The organism is Lacicoccus alkaliphilus DSM 16010, assembly GCF_900142805.1.
GTDB lineage: Bacteria > Bacillota > Bacilli > Staphylococcales > Salinicoccaceae > Lacicoccus > Lacicoccus alkaliphilus.
On the sequence record NZ_FRCF01000006.1, the window covers coordinates 66,804 to 82,102 of the forward strand.

The 15,299-nt window shown below is 46.4% G+C and carries 15 protein-coding genes; 6 read left to right on the plus strand and 9 right to left on the minus strand.

What is annotated here, in order from left to right; genetic code table 11:
- Window positions 1-79 precede the first annotated feature (79 nt).
- From BUA12_RS08250 to BUA12_RS08255, 3 genes are all read left to right on the plus strand, one after another.
- Window positions 80-1,303, plus strand: a complete 1,224-nt coding sequence (locus BUA12_RS08250) for a YeeE/YedE family protein (RefSeq protein ID WP_072710124.1) — start codon at window positions 80-82, stop codon at window positions 1,301-1,303.
- Window positions 1,304-1,909: 606 nt separating this feature from the next.
- Window positions 1,910-2,050 (plus strand): hypothetical protein, encoded by a 141-nt coding sequence (locus tag BUA12_RS13060; RefSeq protein WP_178138250.1) that lies wholly within the window; start codon window positions 1,910-1,912, stop codon window positions 2,048-2,050.
- Window positions 2,047-2,739 carry a TVP38/TMEM64 family protein gene (locus BUA12_RS08255; protein ID WP_072710125.1) on the plus strand — a complete coding sequence of 231 codons (693 nt, stop codon included), beginning with the start codon at window positions 2,047-2,049 and terminating at the stop codon, window positions 2,737-2,739. Before BUA12_RS13060 ends, BUA12_RS08255 begins: the two co-directional genes overlap by 4 nt.
- A gap of 163 nt (window positions 2,740-2,902) precedes the next feature.
- Here BUA12_RS08255 and BUA12_RS08260 read toward each other — a convergent pair whose 3' ends face one another.
- Window positions 2,903-3,286, minus strand: coding sequence for a DUF302 domain-containing protein (locus BUA12_RS08260; protein WP_072710126.1), 384 nt, complete (start codon window positions 3,284-3,286; stop codon window positions 2,903-2,905).
- Between the two features lie 122 nt (window positions 3,287-3,408).
- On the opposite strand from BUA12_RS08260, the gene BUA12_RS08265 reads away from it, so the two are divergent.
- Window positions 3,409-4,044, plus strand: coding sequence for a DUF998 domain-containing protein (locus BUA12_RS08265; protein WP_072710127.1), 636 nt, complete (start codon window positions 3,409-3,411; stop codon window positions 4,042-4,044).
- Between the two features lie 266 nt (window positions 4,045-4,310).
- On the opposite strand, the gene BUA12_RS08270 is transcribed toward BUA12_RS08265, so the two are convergent.
- Window positions 4,311-4,964, minus strand: coding sequence for a fasciclin domain-containing protein (locus tag BUA12_RS08270; protein WP_072710128.1), 654 nt, complete (start codon window positions 4,962-4,964; stop codon window positions 4,311-4,313).
- Window positions 4,965-5,091: 127 nt separating this feature from the next.
- Here BUA12_RS08270 and srtB point away from each other — a divergent pair, with 127 nt between their 5' ends.
- Window positions 5,092-5,904 carry a class B sortase gene (srtB, locus tag BUA12_RS08275; protein WP_084670058.1) on the plus strand — a complete coding sequence of 271 codons (813 nt, stop codon included), beginning with the start codon at window positions 5,092-5,094 and terminating at the stop codon, window positions 5,902-5,904.
- Between the two features lie 115 nt (window positions 5,905-6,019).
- Here srtB and BUA12_RS08280 read toward each other — a convergent pair whose 3' ends face one another.
- Window positions 6,020-6,388 (minus strand): hypothetical protein, encoded by a 369-nt coding sequence (locus BUA12_RS08280; RefSeq protein WP_072710130.1) that lies wholly within the window; start codon window positions 6,386-6,388, stop codon window positions 6,020-6,022.
- 45 nt (window positions 6,389-6,433) lie between these two features.
- Entirely contained in the window at window positions 6,434-7,624 is a 1,191-nt protein-coding gene (locus BUA12_RS08285; RefSeq protein WP_435387545.1) for an FtsW/RodA/SpoVE family cell cycle protein, read from the minus strand.
- A 119-nt stretch (window positions 7,625-7,743) separates the two neighbouring features.
- Between BUA12_RS08285 and BUA12_RS08290 the strand changes: the two genes are divergently transcribed.
- A complete protein-coding gene (locus BUA12_RS08290) occupies window positions 7,744-8,376 on the plus strand; it encodes a helix-turn-helix domain-containing protein (RefSeq protein ID WP_072710132.1) in 633 nt (210 codons plus the stop codon).
- A gap of 105 nt (window positions 8,377-8,481) precedes the next feature.
- Here the strand turns inward: BUA12_RS08290 and BUA12_RS08295 are convergent, their stop codons facing one another.
- The 5 genes from BUA12_RS08295 to BUA12_RS08315 form a co-directional block, all read right to left on the minus strand.
- Window positions 8,482-9,438 (minus strand): zinc-binding dehydrogenase, encoded by a 957-nt coding sequence (locus tag BUA12_RS08295; RefSeq protein WP_072710133.1) that lies wholly within the window; start codon window positions 9,436-9,438, stop codon window positions 8,482-8,484.
- Window positions 9,439-9,654: 216 nt separating this feature from the next.
- Window positions 9,655-11,967 carry an arylsulfatase gene (locus BUA12_RS08300; RefSeq protein WP_072710134.1) on the minus strand — a complete coding sequence of 771 codons (2,313 nt, stop codon included), beginning with the start codon at window positions 11,965-11,967 and terminating at the stop codon, window positions 9,655-9,657.
- Between the two features lie 37 nt (window positions 11,968-12,004).
- Window positions 12,005-12,913, minus strand: coding sequence for a formylglycine-generating enzyme family protein (locus tag BUA12_RS08305; protein ID WP_245772787.1), 909 nt, complete (start codon window positions 12,911-12,913; stop codon window positions 12,005-12,007).
- 535 nt (window positions 12,914-13,448) lie between these two features.
- Entirely contained in the window at window positions 13,449-14,369 is a 921-nt protein-coding gene (locus tag BUA12_RS08310) for a type II secretion system F family protein (RefSeq protein ID WP_072710136.1), read from the minus strand.
- 2 nt (window positions 14,370-14,371) lie between these two features.
- The gene (locus tag BUA12_RS08315; RefSeq protein ID WP_072710137.1) at window positions 14,372-15,295 is read right to left on the minus strand and encodes a type II secretion system F family protein; all 924 of its coding nucleotides are present in this window, start codon (window positions 15,293-15,295) and stop codon (window positions 14,372-14,374) included.
- Window positions 15,296-15,299 lie beyond the last annotated feature (4 nt).

Genomic DNA, 15,299 nt, shown 5'->3' on the forward strand with positions numbered 1-15,299 from the left:
GTTACATGAGCTTTTTCATTGTGTTAGAATGAGCACTTACAATATGTGAAGACAAATTCAGATAAACAAAGGGGTCCATATGACACAAAAGAAAGCTGGTCCGTCCAATCCGAAATCCTCAGCGCCAACGTTAAAGGATCCTCAAAATATGCTGTTCATTTCAGGAATTCTGGCGGTTCTCATTATCACTTATTTCGCCTTTCAAGCTTCCGGTTTTGAATTCATGCTTTTGTTTTGGACAGGGGTCCTCATAGGGTTCGCCTTATTCCATGCTCATTTCGGTTTCGCCGCTGTTTATCGTCAAATCGTCGAGACCGGGAATACGGAAATGCTGCGAGCACATATGCTCATGTTAGGGATTGCAGCTACGTTATTTGCGCCTATCCTGATGTTTGATATCAACGCATTCTCAAATACGACTGAAGGCGCCCTTTCACCTATAACCTTTGGAGTGGTGATCGGCGCTTTCCTCTTCGGTTTTGGGATGGAAATGGGTAGCGGGATTGCGCCCGCCTCTTTTTATGAAGAAAAAGGTGGCCGTACAGCCATGATTTTCACCCTGTTTGGTTTTCTTACAGGCGCTGTGATTGGTGCTTATCATTTCGGTTTCTGGAATGAGGCACTCCCCTCCGCGCCTGAGATTTCATTGGCTGAGGATACCGGCCTGGGTCATTTAGGTGCCTGGGGTATGCAATCGGCGATTTTCGCGTTGGTCATCATACTTTCTTATGCATATAAAAAACGAAAAAGGCCGCCTTTACTGCCTGCCTCCCCCACTGCTGTCGGATGGAGGAAAATCATTTTCGGATCCTGGCCGCTTTGGGTGGGTGCACTCGTCCTTGCCGTGCTCAACGCTGCTGTCTTCATAATCCAGGGGGAGCCCTGGAAGCTCACGGCTGCCTTTACGCTGTGGGGATCCAAGCTGTTGATGAATCTTGGCATCGATGTGACTCAATGGGAGTATTGGATTGCAGAGGAGAGGATCCGCGCGTTGCTGGCACCTGCCATGATGGATTCAGTCAGTGTGCTCAACTTTGGTGTCATTCTTGGGGCGTTCCTTTCCTTGACGCTCAGTGGGATGGTTCGATTTTCCAAGATCCCTCCCCGCTTTGCGCTCTTAGCCCTGGCGGGAGGTCTCCTTATGGGGTATGGCGCCACGATATCCTTTGGAGCAAACATTGGTGCTTATTTCAGCGGAATCGCTTCTTTTAGTCTGCATGCCTGGATCTGGGCTGTGATGGCGATTATGGGCGTGTACGCGGCCTATATGGTGGCAAAGAAACTCAAACTTGTATCGAAATAGCAAAGAAAGTCGCGCCAAAACAAAGACCATGGCCATAGTTACATGTATTTGCTCCATTTAAAATAAAGTCAGGCACCACATTTATAAGTATTACTGTCATCAGTTTTTTTAAAATACGTTGTTTACGAAGTATTTTTTAGTGGTATGGAATTATTACACTCCCTATATGCGAATCAGCCGCCCCTTTATTTATCGCACACCTTATGTGGCTGTTCTTTGATCATATCTGGAGTGTAGGGTTGAATATACATCAATCCAAACGAGTTGTGCTGAAGTGCCTCATCTATGGGACGCTTCCTCCCGGGTCTGCAGTTCAGGCAGGCGCGGGAGTTTTTTAATGGTCAGCCGATTCATTTTCAAAAGAATGGACATCAAAAGTTGAATTCATACTTCAATCAGGCTATATGTAAAAGAGATGAGGCGCCTGGCTGTCTTGAAGACAATTGTATTTCTTTGTTCTAGTGGAGAAATAAGTGGCGGTTTTAAGTGGTACGATGATAGTATCTTAAACAAAGCCTCATCATATAATGATCAGGTTGAAGGTGTTTTTGAAGTTGAAGCAGTATATTAACAGTAGTTACAGAACAAATTTTAGGAGAAGTTAAAATGAAGTTTACATGTATCGTGAGAAGAGTTGAGGAATCACGTGATTTTTCAGATAAAATTGTAAAGCAGGGTGACGGGCATATCTTATTGAATGAACATGAGAGCCGCTTCAAACTCAAGCCGAAAGAGGGAACACTATGAGTTCGGGCGAAGAGCGCACCCGCATGTTTTCTTTACGTTCGGTAGTGACCTTGATTCTTCTGATCATGCTGGGTGCATCGTTGTTATGGGCAAGCTTCAACCTGAATCTGCCTGAACCGGAGGAAATGCGTGAGATCATCCTCAGTTATGGCTGGGCCGGCTGGCTGGTGTTCGTTGGAATCACCGCAGCAATCGCCATCACCCCGATTCCCATAACAGTCCCTGCCTTGGTGGCCGGCTCCCTTTACGGTGTAATCATAGGGACACTGCTCTCCCTCTCCGGGGTGATGATCGGCTCCTGGCTCGGCTATTGGCTGGCGCGTCTTTTGGGGCAGCGCCTCACCTTTCAGCTCCTGGGGCGTCACAGTGACATCGTACAGAGTTACCTTAGCGATGCGGGGTTCTGGGCTGTGTTTACTGTGAGGGTGATGCCCGGTCTGCCATATTGGCCGGTGAACTACGGGGCCGGGGCCTTGGGCATCGGGCAATATGTATTCATATCCGCCACTTTCCTGGCCTCCGTCCCCGGGCAGATTTCCCTGGTGTCTTTAGGTGCCTTTGCAGTGAATCCATCACTATTCTACGGGATCATATTGGTCGTCGCATGGGTTGCGGTATTGATTTTGACCTGGATCTCTTACCGTTACTGGAGTCCTACAAAGCGTGACACAGGAGAATCAGAAAAATAACTGTTACAAAAAAGAGACTCCGTCAATGGCGTTCAGCACCGCTCACCACCATTGGCAGAGCCTGTTTTTATATCTGGGACAATTCTGTTTCTTCACTATGTCCCGGGAATTTCCATGAGGTTGCGATGTCACCGCCATGTTGAACTTTTATGGCCGGCAATCATTACACCGACTTGTCGATGCAGCCGATCAGCCGTTCTTCAATATCCACGGCAATATTCTTTACGGACTCGTTTTCCACCATTTCAATCAGTGCACTCGGTTTCGGCATCCCGATTTTTGTTGTAGCGTTTTCTTCGTAAACCACAATTTTGCAGGGGAGGAAGTAGCCCACCATCAGGTCTTTTGACAGCACCTGGTTCGCTTCCTCCGGGTTGCAGACTTCAAGTATTGTATACGGTGTGTCAAAATCGGTGCCTTTTTCCTGGAGGGTGGCCGTCAAATCGAAATTCCACAGGACGCCAAACTTTTCAGCCTTTAAATTCTCTTCTAGTGTCTGCACAGCTTCGTTTCTGCTTTTTGACGTTTCTACAGTGTAATGGAACATACTTATTACTCCTCTCTTTTAGTGATCGTACTATAGGTAAAGTTCCCTCTTTAAGTGCTTGATTAAACATCATGAGAGGGAGATCGGTCATTCATTTTGGATGAGTTGGAAGGGGGAATATGATGAAGAGACGACTGATTCATTGGCTGGGGCTGCTTGGTCCCCTCAGTTTGATTTCCTATGCAGCAGCTGTCCTTTTGTCACCCGCTGCCTACCCCGGGTATGATTGGATGTCGCAGGCGGTCAGTGATTTGAGCGCACAGGATGCGCCTTCCCGGATGTTATGGCAGCAATTGGCCGGTGTGTATAACATCGCAGGCATCGTCGCAGTCACTATGGTGGGTGTCTATGTTGAAAACCGGCTGACGAAGCCGCTGAGGACGGGTATCTATTTATTTGTGATGATGAGCTGGATTTCCGCCCTCGGTTATACGATATTTCCGTTGACGTCCAGCGGCAGTCCCGGCACACTGCAGGATTTCATCCATATTTATATCGTCACAGTCATGGTCGTACTTCTCAGCATTCTCTCTTTGGGGATGATCATGATCGGCGGCTTCAAAGATAAGCAGTATAAAGGCCTGGCAATGTGGGCTGCTGCTGCTTTGACATTCATGTCCGCAGGAGCGGTCGGTGCGGGTATCGTTCCGGAGGCATACTTCGGGATACCTGAACGCTTCAGTGTATTTGCAGCAACCGCCTTTACCGCTGTTCTCGGCATGTATCTGTTCAATGGATTCGGGGAAATGGATGATTGAAGACACGATTGGAGCTCAAGTTGAACAATACGATCAGTTAAGCCTGTAAAGGGGGATTCACAGGCCCCCGCCCGCACCGTCACTGCAGTCTGAAAACATCGTAAGCCCCATCTTTCAATCAAAATTGAAAGATGGGGCTTATCTATAAGTGAATAAGGGGGGTGTTTAAGAGTATAAAGGTTCAACGAAAAACATGAAAAAGATAACAAAATTCTACATTAAGTGCACAAATGTATAATTTTATTATCTTGATTTGAAACCACTTCTTATTTCTCAGTACGTGTTTCTTTTCTGAAGAATACATAGAAGAAAGCAAGAGCGGTTGCAAACAATCCGATCACCATCATATTGCTGGACTGTACACCTGTATCCGGTACTTCGGATTCATCCATCTGTACATCCTGTAAAGTGAAGTTCGATGGTACCAGAACTGAATCTACAACATGAATCACACCGTTTGAGGCTTCGATATCAGTATCGACGATATTGGATTCATTGACCATCGGGTCGCCGCTGAGGTCGAACGTCACTGATTCACCATTCACGGTCGACGCCTCCAAACCGTCTTCCAGGTCACCGGCAAAAACTTCACCTTCAATTACATGATACAATAATACATTTGCCAAATCCGGCTGCGCCAAAAGCTCTTCCTGAGTGATATCAAGATCGCTTAATAATTGCGCAAATGCTTCGTTGGTCGGTGCAAACACTGTGTATGGCCCTTCACCTTGCAGTGTTTCCACAAGTTCTGCCTGTTGCAGCGCTGCAACTAGAATGCTGAAGTCTTCGTTACCTGCTGCAACATCCACAATCGTACCCGCCTCTTCCTGATGCTCATCTGCGAATGTGATCGATGCGAAAGAAACTGAAATCAACACTGCAGCCAGAGCAGTCAGGAAGCCCTTTAGTACTCTAATCATTTACATTACCCCCTTAGGTAATTAGTATGGTAAAATGTAAATATACATTTTACGTTTCAATATTACCAAAAATTAAAAAAATTATCCACTATAAAGTTTGAATATTTAGATTGGGGGGCGCTCACTGATGAAAAGAAAGATATTCTTGTTGTTTCTAGGGGTCCTTCTGGTCTCTCAACTCAGTTATATGTTATTCATGCATTACAATCCCCCATCTCCCCGGGAAGTGCCGAACATCCATTCAAGTGCCGGTGGAATGATTGAAGGACATATGAATGTCCATGCCTTTCATCCAAAAGTATTGAATACCGTCAATGGGGAAAGCATGAACCTCTTCATGGAAGATGAGACGGTGCTGCCGGAGACGTCAGGGACATATGAATTCCAGTCGAACCCTTTTGCTGAATATTTATCCATGAATCAGGATTTTACAGGATGGATCACCGTTGAGGGGACAAACATCGATCATCCTGTCGTCAGGGGCAGGGACAATTCATACTATCTGAATCATAATTTTTATCATGAAACCGACACATATGGCGCAATATTCATGGACTACAGAAACCTGGGCAACGGACATGATGACCATACGATCATCTACGGCCATCATACTGACACGGGCCACATGTTCGCCGATTTTGAAAAGTATTTGTCCCGGTCATTTTTTGAGGAGAATAAAACAGTTGAGATTCAGGACTTATACAAAAAAAGGGATTATGAAATAATCTCAGTGCATGTCGGCCCTGCAGATCTGGATTATATCAACGAACCTTTCCAAAATTCTGATACAGAGGCATACGGGGAGTTTTTGAAAGGGCAGTCATTATATGATTCCGACATGGAAATTGAAGAGGATGCGAAATTATTGACGCTCATTTCATGCAACTATTCCTATGATGATGGCCGACTTTATGTCCATGCAGTGGAAATCCCCGACTGACCAGAGTCAGACGGGGATTTTTATCGTTCAGTCATTTTATTTTAATGATGTTTGATATCAAAAGAGCGATTCAAAAGTCATTCATCTTAATATGGAGTGGAGCACCCGGAGACGGTCAGAATATTCTCATGGTGATATATATGGTGATTGTAATGGAGAACATCATGAATGCCACACTCGAAATCACGCCTGGTATGACAATCGGTTTTTTAATGACGGCATTCCTGATCAAAACAACCAAAGGGACCAGGCTGCTGATGAGCCACAAAGTTGTAAGCTGCCAGGTGATATCTTCTATACTCGTCCTGGAGGACCAAAAGTCACTGAACGCAAAATAAATATACAGACCGATTGCTGATGTCAATACGATTGTACTGTAGAGATAATCGAAAAAACCCTCTTCCTGATTGATTGACTTCTTCGTGCCCCTCACTAAGAAATAGAGTCCGGCAGATGTAATGATGAATAATATTACGGCTGACATAGAGATTCCTCCTGTAAACTTCTAAATAAAATCTTTCACTGACTTTTAGGATTTCACGCTGTATTGATGATAGTAAATACTCATGATGATGCCCATCCCGACCATATTCGCCCACAGACTGCTTCCGCCATAGCTCAAAAACGGCAGTGTCAGGCCTGTGATCGGCAGTAACTGGATGGTCATGCCGATGTTTTGAAAAACCTGGAACCATATCATGGTCAGGTACCCAATGATGAAATATGATGAAAAACTGTCTTTAACTGTGAATGCGATCCTGATCAGATGAACAGTCAGCAGGAAAAACAGGATGATGACCAGCGTGCTTCCGAGGAAACCCAGCTCTTCCCCGATGATTGTGAAAATGAAATCTGTATGGCTTTCCGGGATATATACGACGCCTTCCCCAAGCCCCCTGCCCTCGATACCGCCTGAACCGATGGCCCGCAGGGAACTCGTGATTTGGAAGCTGCTGTCCGCTGTGGATAAATCAGGCCGCAACCACGAGTAGATGCGGTCAAATTGGTAAGGGCTGACCCTCAGATAAGTTTGAAGCAGATCCGGGCGGTAAATGACACCGAAGAGGAGGATGGAACCCACGGCGCCTGTGATGCCGACAGTGGGAAGTATCAGCCACCAGCTTACTCCCGAAACTAAAATCATGCCCAGCAGGATGGCGATGAAGACAATGGTCGTGCCCATGTCATTTTGGGAGAGCACAAAAAATACCGGAAGGATGCTGAGGAGGAGCATTTTGGATAAAAGCTTCACATCACCATCGAGTGAATGACTGAAACGGTATTTATTATGTTCGCTGATTATATAGCCGAGAGCCAATATGTAAGTGATCTTTGCAAATTCGGATGGCTGTATGCTCATCCCCCCGATTTGAAACCACCGCTGCGCGCCGTTGATGATCGGGGTGACCGAAGACACTGGTGAGATATAGAGGATGAAAAGAACAAGAAGGCTGCCACCGAAGATGAGCCAGACAAACTGCTTAAAGAATTTGACGGGTATGAAAGTTAATATGAACATGGCGATGAAACCCAGTATATAAAAAATGATCTGACGGGTGCCGAAATTTATATTATGCTGTCCGCCGATCATCGCAGAGTTGATTGCGATGACGCTGATGACGGCCAGGGCCGTCAGGAAGATGATGAGTGTCCAGTCTATACGCTGCAGTAAGCTGATATTTTGTCGTTTGGCTTGATTGGAAACTTTCAAAACCTTCACCCTGTCCGCATTTATAATTGCTGATTTATACATACAATATACCAAAATATAACATAGTGTTGACATTTTGTCACCATTGTTATACAGTCATTGGGTAAAAAAGAAACGTGGTGATTTCCATGAAAGATCAAGAACTGTTGAGGGAATATCTGAAAACTGAGCTGTCTGAAAGAGGCTTGTCCTTAAGGGAGCTTGGAAAATTATCAGGTATCAATCACGCAACATTATCGAGAATAATGAACGGCAAAAGAAAAGCCAATTTAGATCACCTGCACCGGCTGTCGGCAGGTTTGGATGTAAAAGTTACGGATTTGTTATCTTCAGCTGATGAGTCGCATAATGAAACCGATGACTTCAACAAAAGTTTAGAAGCGGTCCAGACATTGGTGAAAACTACATATCCGGAAATGCATTCAATCACATTGGAGCAAATCAATGCAGAAATTGAAAAGTATGAAGAGCAGGGTGCCACGCCCCGGGGCAGAAGTGAAATTGAGGAAAAACTCAAGGAGAAAATACAACACGCTCCGTTGACAGGGACATTTTTCAATAATATCGATCAGATGTACAATGACTTTATGATGAGGAGGGGACGGCCTGAAAACATCGCCTTGATGGGCGCTGCACTGCTCTATTTTATAGTGACTGTGGATCTGATCCCTGATTACCTGGCACCGGTGGGTCTGTTGGATGATGCGTTGATTGTTCAGTTGATCTCAAGAAAATTGGAACATGATAATATACTGATGTAAGTGAGTTCATTTTGGGGTGCAAACCATTCGGAATAGTTGTCAATTGAAAATTTCAAGATGAAAAAAAGCTTCCATAAGGAAGCTTTTTATAGTGATGATGATTTTTTATTCTTCGTCATACACGGCCACCAGGCGTCCCTGGACTTCACCGCGTTCCAGTCTCTGGATGCCTTCAGGAATCTCCTCAGGGGTGATTTCAGACAGTGTAGGCGATAAATCACCCGAAGCCATCAGGTCATAGATTGCTGCGATATCTTCTTTGTCACCGCCGACCGATGATAGAAGCTGTTTCCTGTTGACGATGAAATCCGTCACGTTGATCGTCGTCTGCAGTTTACCCATGCCGACGAGGATGACTGTACCTCCGGGCTTGACCGTTTCCAGAGCTTTTGAAGTGGTCACGTCAAACCCTGCATAGTCGACTACAAGGTCGAGTTCTTTATCAGCCAGCTCCGAAATATCGGATACGACCTCTTTGGCGCCGATTTTCTTAGCCAGCTCCTGCGCCCTCTCGGAAGTATCCACTGCGTAGATATCCTCTATGCCCTGGGCGACTGCGGCCTGCAGTGCGAACTGACCAAGACCGCCGATACCGATCAGCGCAATCTTCATGCCTTTTTCAGCTTTGCCTCGCGTGAACAGTGCATGATAAGACGTCATTCCGGCATCTGTCGCGGAAGCTGCCTGTTTGATCGATAATTCATCAGGTACGGGGACCAGGTCTGATGCCGGTGCATGGATATGGGTGCCGAAGCCGCCGTCATAAGCATAACCGGGGGCCAGACCTGAAGGGCCGGTCGGACAGATGGCTACACGGTCCCCTTCTTTAAAGTCCGTGACACCTTCCCCGACTTCGATGACGGTGCCTGCGTTCTCGTGGCCCATGATGACCGGGGCATCCATTAAAGCCATCCAGCCTTCGTCTTCCATGGTTCCTACGTCAGAATGACATAAGCCCACAGCACCTGTTTTTATGACTACATGATCTTTCTCCGCTTTCGGAGTTTCTTTTTCAACCCATTCCAACGGATCGTGTGTTTTGGTGAATTGCCAACCTTTCATGCCAGAACACTCCTTTTCAGATGATTTCCCCTTAAAAGGGGCTGCATCCTATGTTTTTCCGTTCATCAGCACCTTTAAACATCACCAGGTGGGCTTTAAACTCAAATGGATATTGATGAAATGCCTGTAAAATGTGAAACACTGCCCATCTTCGAGTATATTCCACTCAATGAGGGGCAGTGTCTTTCGGTGAGGGACGTTTACTTTAATGTGAAATCAATACGGGTCAACTTCTTCCGAGAGGATATATTCAGGTTCTTCGAATTGATAGTGTACATATTCGATGTCACCGGTAAACTCGAATTCTCCTTTATCTTCGTATGCCGGACTGACAGGATATAACAGGTCTTTACCGACATCAAGCCCTTCGAATGAGATTTTAAACGGCAGTGTTTCAACATCTGCTTCCCCTACTGGTCCATCATTTATATATAACGTACCCTTCCCCTGGTTGTCGCCGGTGTTTTGGAAATTGTACCTGATTTCATTTGCACCTTCTTCAAGGGCTGTTCCGGAGGAGATGGTGTACCTCTCTGCACCGTTATTATATTCATAATGGAGTTCTCCATCTTTGATATAGAATGTATAACCGCTGGCTCTGTTTCCAAGCGCAAGCAACACGCCTTCATCATTTTCCTCAATATCGATCGGGATTGTGATTTCATAATTACGGTCCAGGGTCAAAGGTGAGGCGGATTCACTTAAATGGGACATGCCCGGATAGAATTTGAAGGATTCCCTTGCCCTCAAGTTATCGTCCGGCAAGTTGCCAAGGCCATCCAGAAAGTTTTCTGACAGCGGTAAGGCGCCATTCTTTTCTGCTTCCACATGCCACAAGTCAATCAAATTATCCAGGACTTCTGGATACTCTTCTGCGAGATCATTGAGCTCGGAGAAATCTGAGGACTGGTCAAAGAGTTTCCATCTGTCATCCGCAAAGTCTGTCCCGGGCTCGTGGACTGATACTGCTTTCCAGCCGTCATGGTATATTGTCCTGTGCCCGCTGTGTTCAAAATACTGGGTGTCTTTTCCTGTAAAGGCATCAAGATCATCGAAACTTTCACTGAAGCTGACCCCTGTGATTTCCATTTGTTCGGTGTCATTCATGTAAGCGGGCGGATCAATATTCAAAACGTCATATACAGTGGCAGTCACGTCACTGACATGGGTGAATTGATTCCTGATTTCACCCTTTGATTCGATGCCGTCAGGCCAATGGACGATCATAGGCATACGGATACCTCCGGCATGTGTGGTGCCTTTAAATTCTTCGAATGGTGTATTGCTGACCTGGGCCCATCCGGCAGGGTAGTCGCTGCCTCCCCGCTCTCCACCGATCTCATCCATATTTTCATACATATGATCAAATTCCTGAAGTACTTTATTGTAGGCCATGGCCTGGTTCATCGACCCCTGCTCCCCGCCTGAGAAGCTGGCACCGTTATCGGAAATCAGCATGATGAGTGTGTTGTCCAGTTCTCCCATATCCTCCAGTGACTCCATCAGCTTGCCCACCTGTTCATCGGTATGGGTGAGGAAACCTGCATAAGTCTCCATGAATCTGGCATACAGCTCCTGCTCTTCTTCATTCAGGTCGTCCCAGGCCGGTACGCCTGGCGCTCTTGGTGCCAAATCTGCTTTTTCCGGCAGTATACCCAGCTCTTTTTGTCTTTCAAATCTTTCTTCCCGTATGACATCCCAGCCTTCATCATATTGTCCTTCGTACATTTCGATATACTCTTCAGGCACCTGATGCGGCATATGCTGTGCGCCGAAACCGAGATACATGAAGAAAGGGTCGTCAGGGCGGAGTGAGGCATGATCGGTTATGTACTGGATGCCATTTTCGACGATGTCTTCTGAATAGTGATAATCATCCACATCGGGCACCGGCACGGGACTGTTGTCCCTGTAGAGTTCCGGACGGTACTGGTCTGAAGAATCTTCCAGGTTTCCGTAATATCTGTGGAAGCCTCTGCCGAGCGGCCATCTGTCATACGGGCCGGCCGGGGAAAGCTCCACGGTCGGTGTCATATGCCACTTGCCTAGACCGAAGTTGGTATAACCATTTTCACCAAGGACTTCCGAGACGAACCCCGCTTCTTCAGGTATCTTGGCCCTGCTGTTCGGCTGATTTGCTCCGAAGTCGAAATTGGCTACATTCCCCATACCTACAGCATGGTTGTTCCTCCCGGTCATCAAGGATGCACGTGTGGGCGAACAAACCGGAGATGTATGGAAATTATTGTATTTCAACCCGTTTTCAGCGATTGCATCAATGTTTTGAGTGTCTATTTCCGAACCAAAGCTTCCCAGATCGGAATAGCCGGCATCATCAAGTATGATGTACATTACATTCGTCTTATCATCCGGGTCCACCGCTCCTGAATAATCAGTGTTCCCGCCGCCGGCAGCGCCTGCTGTCTCCCCGCCCAACAGTAAAGCGGCAGAAAGCGCGAGTGTACTTAGCTTTGTAAATTTCCCCACATATTTTTTCCAAGATTTCTCTTCTTTTTTCCTGTAGTTCAAATGAGATACCCCCTGTTTATTATTGAATTGCTCAAAATTATTCCTGAATGTCAGAAACAAGGCGGAAGCCTATATTTCCCGAGGCACTATCGGGTGTATTCTTCGATCTTGCGGCCACCCTGTAGCGGTTGCAGTAGGATTCGTGGCAAAGATATGACCCTCCTTTCATGACACGAAATTCCCCTGATTTTGGTCCTTGTGGATTGCTTCGCCCCCCTCTCTTATGCACACTTTTGGCGAAACGGTCCGAACACCACTCCCAGACGTTGCCTGAGATGTTATATAAACCATATTCGTTTGGAGGGAATGAAGTTGACGGCGCTGTCCCCTTATAACCATCTTCTGAAGTATTGTGCTTGGGGAATTCCCCCTGCCATACATTGCATAAATGCTCATCATCCGGGGTGAGGACATCACCCCACGGGAACTGCTTCCGCTCCAGACCTCCACGTGCGGCATATTCCCATTCCGCCTCGGTGGGCAACCTTTTTCCAGCCCAGCGCGCATATGCCTGGGCATCATTCCAAGACACATGAACAACCGGATGATCCATCCTTTGCCATATATTCGAATCCGGCCCTTCAGGATGTTTCCATGATGCCCCCTGGACCACGAGCCACCATGGGGTCTGCTGAAGCATTCTTTTGACCTTCCTCTTCGTCCGTTCACTTACAAATTGATAGAAGACAAAAGACCATCCGAACACTTCAGCTTCCGTGACATAGCCGGTCTCCTCGACAAACTCCTGAAACCCCTGATTAGTGACAGTGTGGGTATCCATATAAAACGAATCCACTTCAATTTTTCTGGCAGGGCCTTCTCCATCCTCCGGGTAACCCTCTTTACCGTTCGTACCCATGAAGAAGCTTCCCCCGTGAATCAATACCTGATCTTTATTAGTCTTAGCCCTGCAGGAAACTGAATCAACCTTCTCCATTGGGGCCATCACCCCGGTGTCCCCCATGACGTCCTGTCTGCTTGCACTGCAGCAACTGGATTTCCTATACCGCTCGATGTATCCCACTCCTTTCGTCCTTCAAATAAAAAAGCCTGATTACATTTAATATGTAAGCGTTATCAAAAATGTAAACTTAAAATTTATCATACTCATCCCTGGTGTGGAGGTCTACATATTTTCAATGCAAAATTTTCAGATAAATTAGAATGTTTTAACTCTTGATTTTTTAAACGAGCAGTTGTATAGAGGGTGGTGTAAAAGTATCATGACCAAACATGTTATAAGCTGGAAAAAAGCACCGCATCTTAAGACGATACAGTGCTTTTCAATATAAAGGCAGCCAGAATTTGAAGTGGTTTAGGCAAAACCAAACTTAAATCGTATGTAACCTGCCTCTCTTGATCGACACCTGCCGGCATTCTATAATATACACTTTGATGGCGCCGGGAATCCTTGAGGAATTTTCTTTTGAAGCCGGCTGAACTTTGTATATTAGAAAATCCATGTGAGACACTTCAACCTTTTACATATTCTGCATTGCATCCAGAAACTGCATGATTGCCGGGCTGAGAAGTACAACAAAAAGTGCAGGGAATATGAAGAGCACCATCGGGAACAACATCTTCACCGGTGCTTTCATTGCTTTCTCTTCAGCCCGCTGCTTCCTCAGTTCACGGATCTCCTCTGTCTGGACACGCAGTACCGTAACCATGCCGATACCGAGCTTTTCTGCCTGTATGATGCTGAATACCAGGCTTTTCAACTCTTCGATCGGCAGTCGCGAAATCATTGCCGTCAGGCCTTCTTTTCTTGTTCTTCCAAGCCGGACCTCTTCAAGCACAAATTTGAATTCATCCGACAGTACACCGGGCTTTTTCGCTACGACTTTACTGAGTGCAGCATCGAAACCGAGTCCGGCTTCCAGGCTGATCGTCAGCAGATCCAGGAAATCCGGTATTTCTTTCAGTGCCTGGGACTGTCGTTTCTTTGTCTTAATATTCATATTCAACTTTGGAATTGTGATTCCGGCGCCGATACCTGTCAAAATGAGCAGTATGCCATGGAAGGCGGTGATGCTAAAAAAGACCGTCACCAGAATGGATAGAGCGACCAGGAGACCTGAGAGTATCCACTGCATCATTTTGAACTCAACCGGGCTGAGTTGTAATCCCGCCTGCAGCAGGCGGACTTCCATCTTATCCACTTTCTCCTTGGCCAGCCTTTTTTGGAATCTCTTCTTTAAGCTCTTCCATCCCGGCTTGATCATTCTGTCCATGAACGAAGCGTCCTCCATGTCGATGCTCACATCCTCAGAGACATCTTCATCAGGAAAATAAAGCGCTATGCGTCCAGGAATCATTCGATTTCCATATGCAGGAATGGAAAAAGCTGCATAGATCATCAAAGTGATGGAAATAAAGAAACTGAGCATTAAAAACAGCATATCTACACCTCTATCATAGTCATTTTACGGATGAACACGAAACCGATCAGTTCAGAGACGAGCGCTCCGATAAGCAGTATGCGTCCAATCGGTTCAGTGACAAGCAGACTCATATATTCGGGGTTGATGATATAGAGCAGTATGCCGACAACCACCGGAAGCAATCCGATGATCAGACCTGAAAGTTTCCCCTGCGCAGTCAGCGTACGGAGCTGGTTCTCTATCTTCGTCCGTTCACGGATCGTCTCCAGTATCTTATCAAGGAGATATACGAGGTTCCCCCCGACCTGCCGCTGAATCATTATGGATTCGACCAGCATATCGAGTTCCGCACTCGGCATCCGGCGCTTCCAGTCAACGAGAGCATCTTCCAGTCTTGTCCCATACTGGAGCGTCTTCAACACATACTGAACTTCTTCCTTCATGGGGGAATATGACTCCTCCTCGACCATCTGAAGTGCCTGAAGCAGACTGAATCCCGCTCTCAGAGAACCGCTGATTGAAGTGATCATTCCGGGAAGTGCTTCATTGAATTGCTTAATGCGATTGCGCTTCTTTCTTTCAAGGAGAATGCGCGGCACGAAGTATCCGAAAAGTGCCCCCATGACGGCCAGGATGAAATTGTTTGAAGTCATGTATAATATGCCGCCGGCTATAATGAAGGCCATCACCCTGAAAGCAGTGAACTCTTCCACCTTCATCAACACACCCGCTGCAGTGAGTTCATTTTCCAGGATTTCACGCTTCCTGCTCTTCTTCCCTCTTTTGACAAGCAGATTTTTAAGGGCGGTATTGCTGTTCTTCAGGCTGACTTTCAAGGAGAAGAGTTCTCCTGATTGCACATCTGCCGGGGTTCTGGCAGCTGAGACAGCCATAAAAGTGAGAAAGATGGTCATGAAAGTACCTGTTATCATAATGACTTCCATTCAA

Excerpts from the sequence above, each read along its gene's own strand:
- BUA12_RS08260 (WP_072710126.1), bottom strand. The coding sequence starts at position 3,286 with ATGTTCCATTACACTGTAGAAACGTCAAAAAGCAGAAACGAAGCTGTG.
- BUA12_RS13060 (WP_178138250.1), top strand. The coding sequence starts at position 1,910 with ATGAAGTTTACATGTATCGTGAGAAGAGTTGAGGAATCACGTGATTTT.
- BUA12_RS08255 (WP_072710125.1), top strand. The coding sequence starts at position 2,047 with ATGAGTTCGGGCGAAGAGCGCACCCGCATGTTTTCTTTACGTTCGGTA.
- BUA12_RS08270 (WP_072710128.1), bottom strand. The coding sequence starts at position 4,964 with ATGATTAGAGTACTAAAGGGCTTCCTGACTGCTCTGGCTGCAGTGTTG.
- BUA12_RS08310 (WP_072710136.1), bottom strand. The coding sequence starts at position 14,369 with ATGCTGTTTTTAATGCTCAGTTTCTTTATTTCCATCACTTTGATGATC.
- BUA12_RS08305 (WP_245772787.1), bottom strand. The coding sequence starts at position 12,913 with ATGGCCCCAATGGAGAAGGTTGATTCAGTTTCCTGCAGGGCTAAGACT.
- BUA12_RS08250 (WP_072710124.1), top strand. The coding sequence starts at position 80 with ATGACACAAAAGAAAGCTGGTCCGTCCAATCCGAAATCCTCAGCGCCA.
- srtB (WP_084670058.1), top strand. The coding sequence starts at position 5,092 with ATGAAAAGAAAGATATTCTTGTTGTTTCTAGGGGTCCTTCTGGTCTCT.
- BUA12_RS08295 (WP_072710133.1), bottom strand. The coding sequence starts at position 9,438 with ATGAAAGGTTGGCAATTCACCAAAACACACGATCCGTTGGAATGGGTT.
- BUA12_RS08290 (WP_072710132.1), top strand. The coding sequence starts at position 7,744 with ATGAAAGATCAAGAACTGTTGAGGGAATATCTGAAAACTGAGCTGTCT.
- BUA12_RS08315 (WP_072710137.1), bottom strand. The coding sequence starts at position 15,295 with ATGGAAGTCATTATGATAACAGGTACTTTCATGACCATCTTTCTCACT.
- BUA12_RS08265 (WP_072710127.1), top strand. The coding sequence starts at position 3,409 with ATGAAGAGACGACTGATTCATTGGCTGGGGCTGCTTGGTCCCCTCAGT.
- BUA12_RS08280 (WP_072710130.1), bottom strand. The coding sequence starts at position 6,388 with ATGTCAGCCGTAATATTATTCATCATTACATCTGCCGGACTCTATTTC.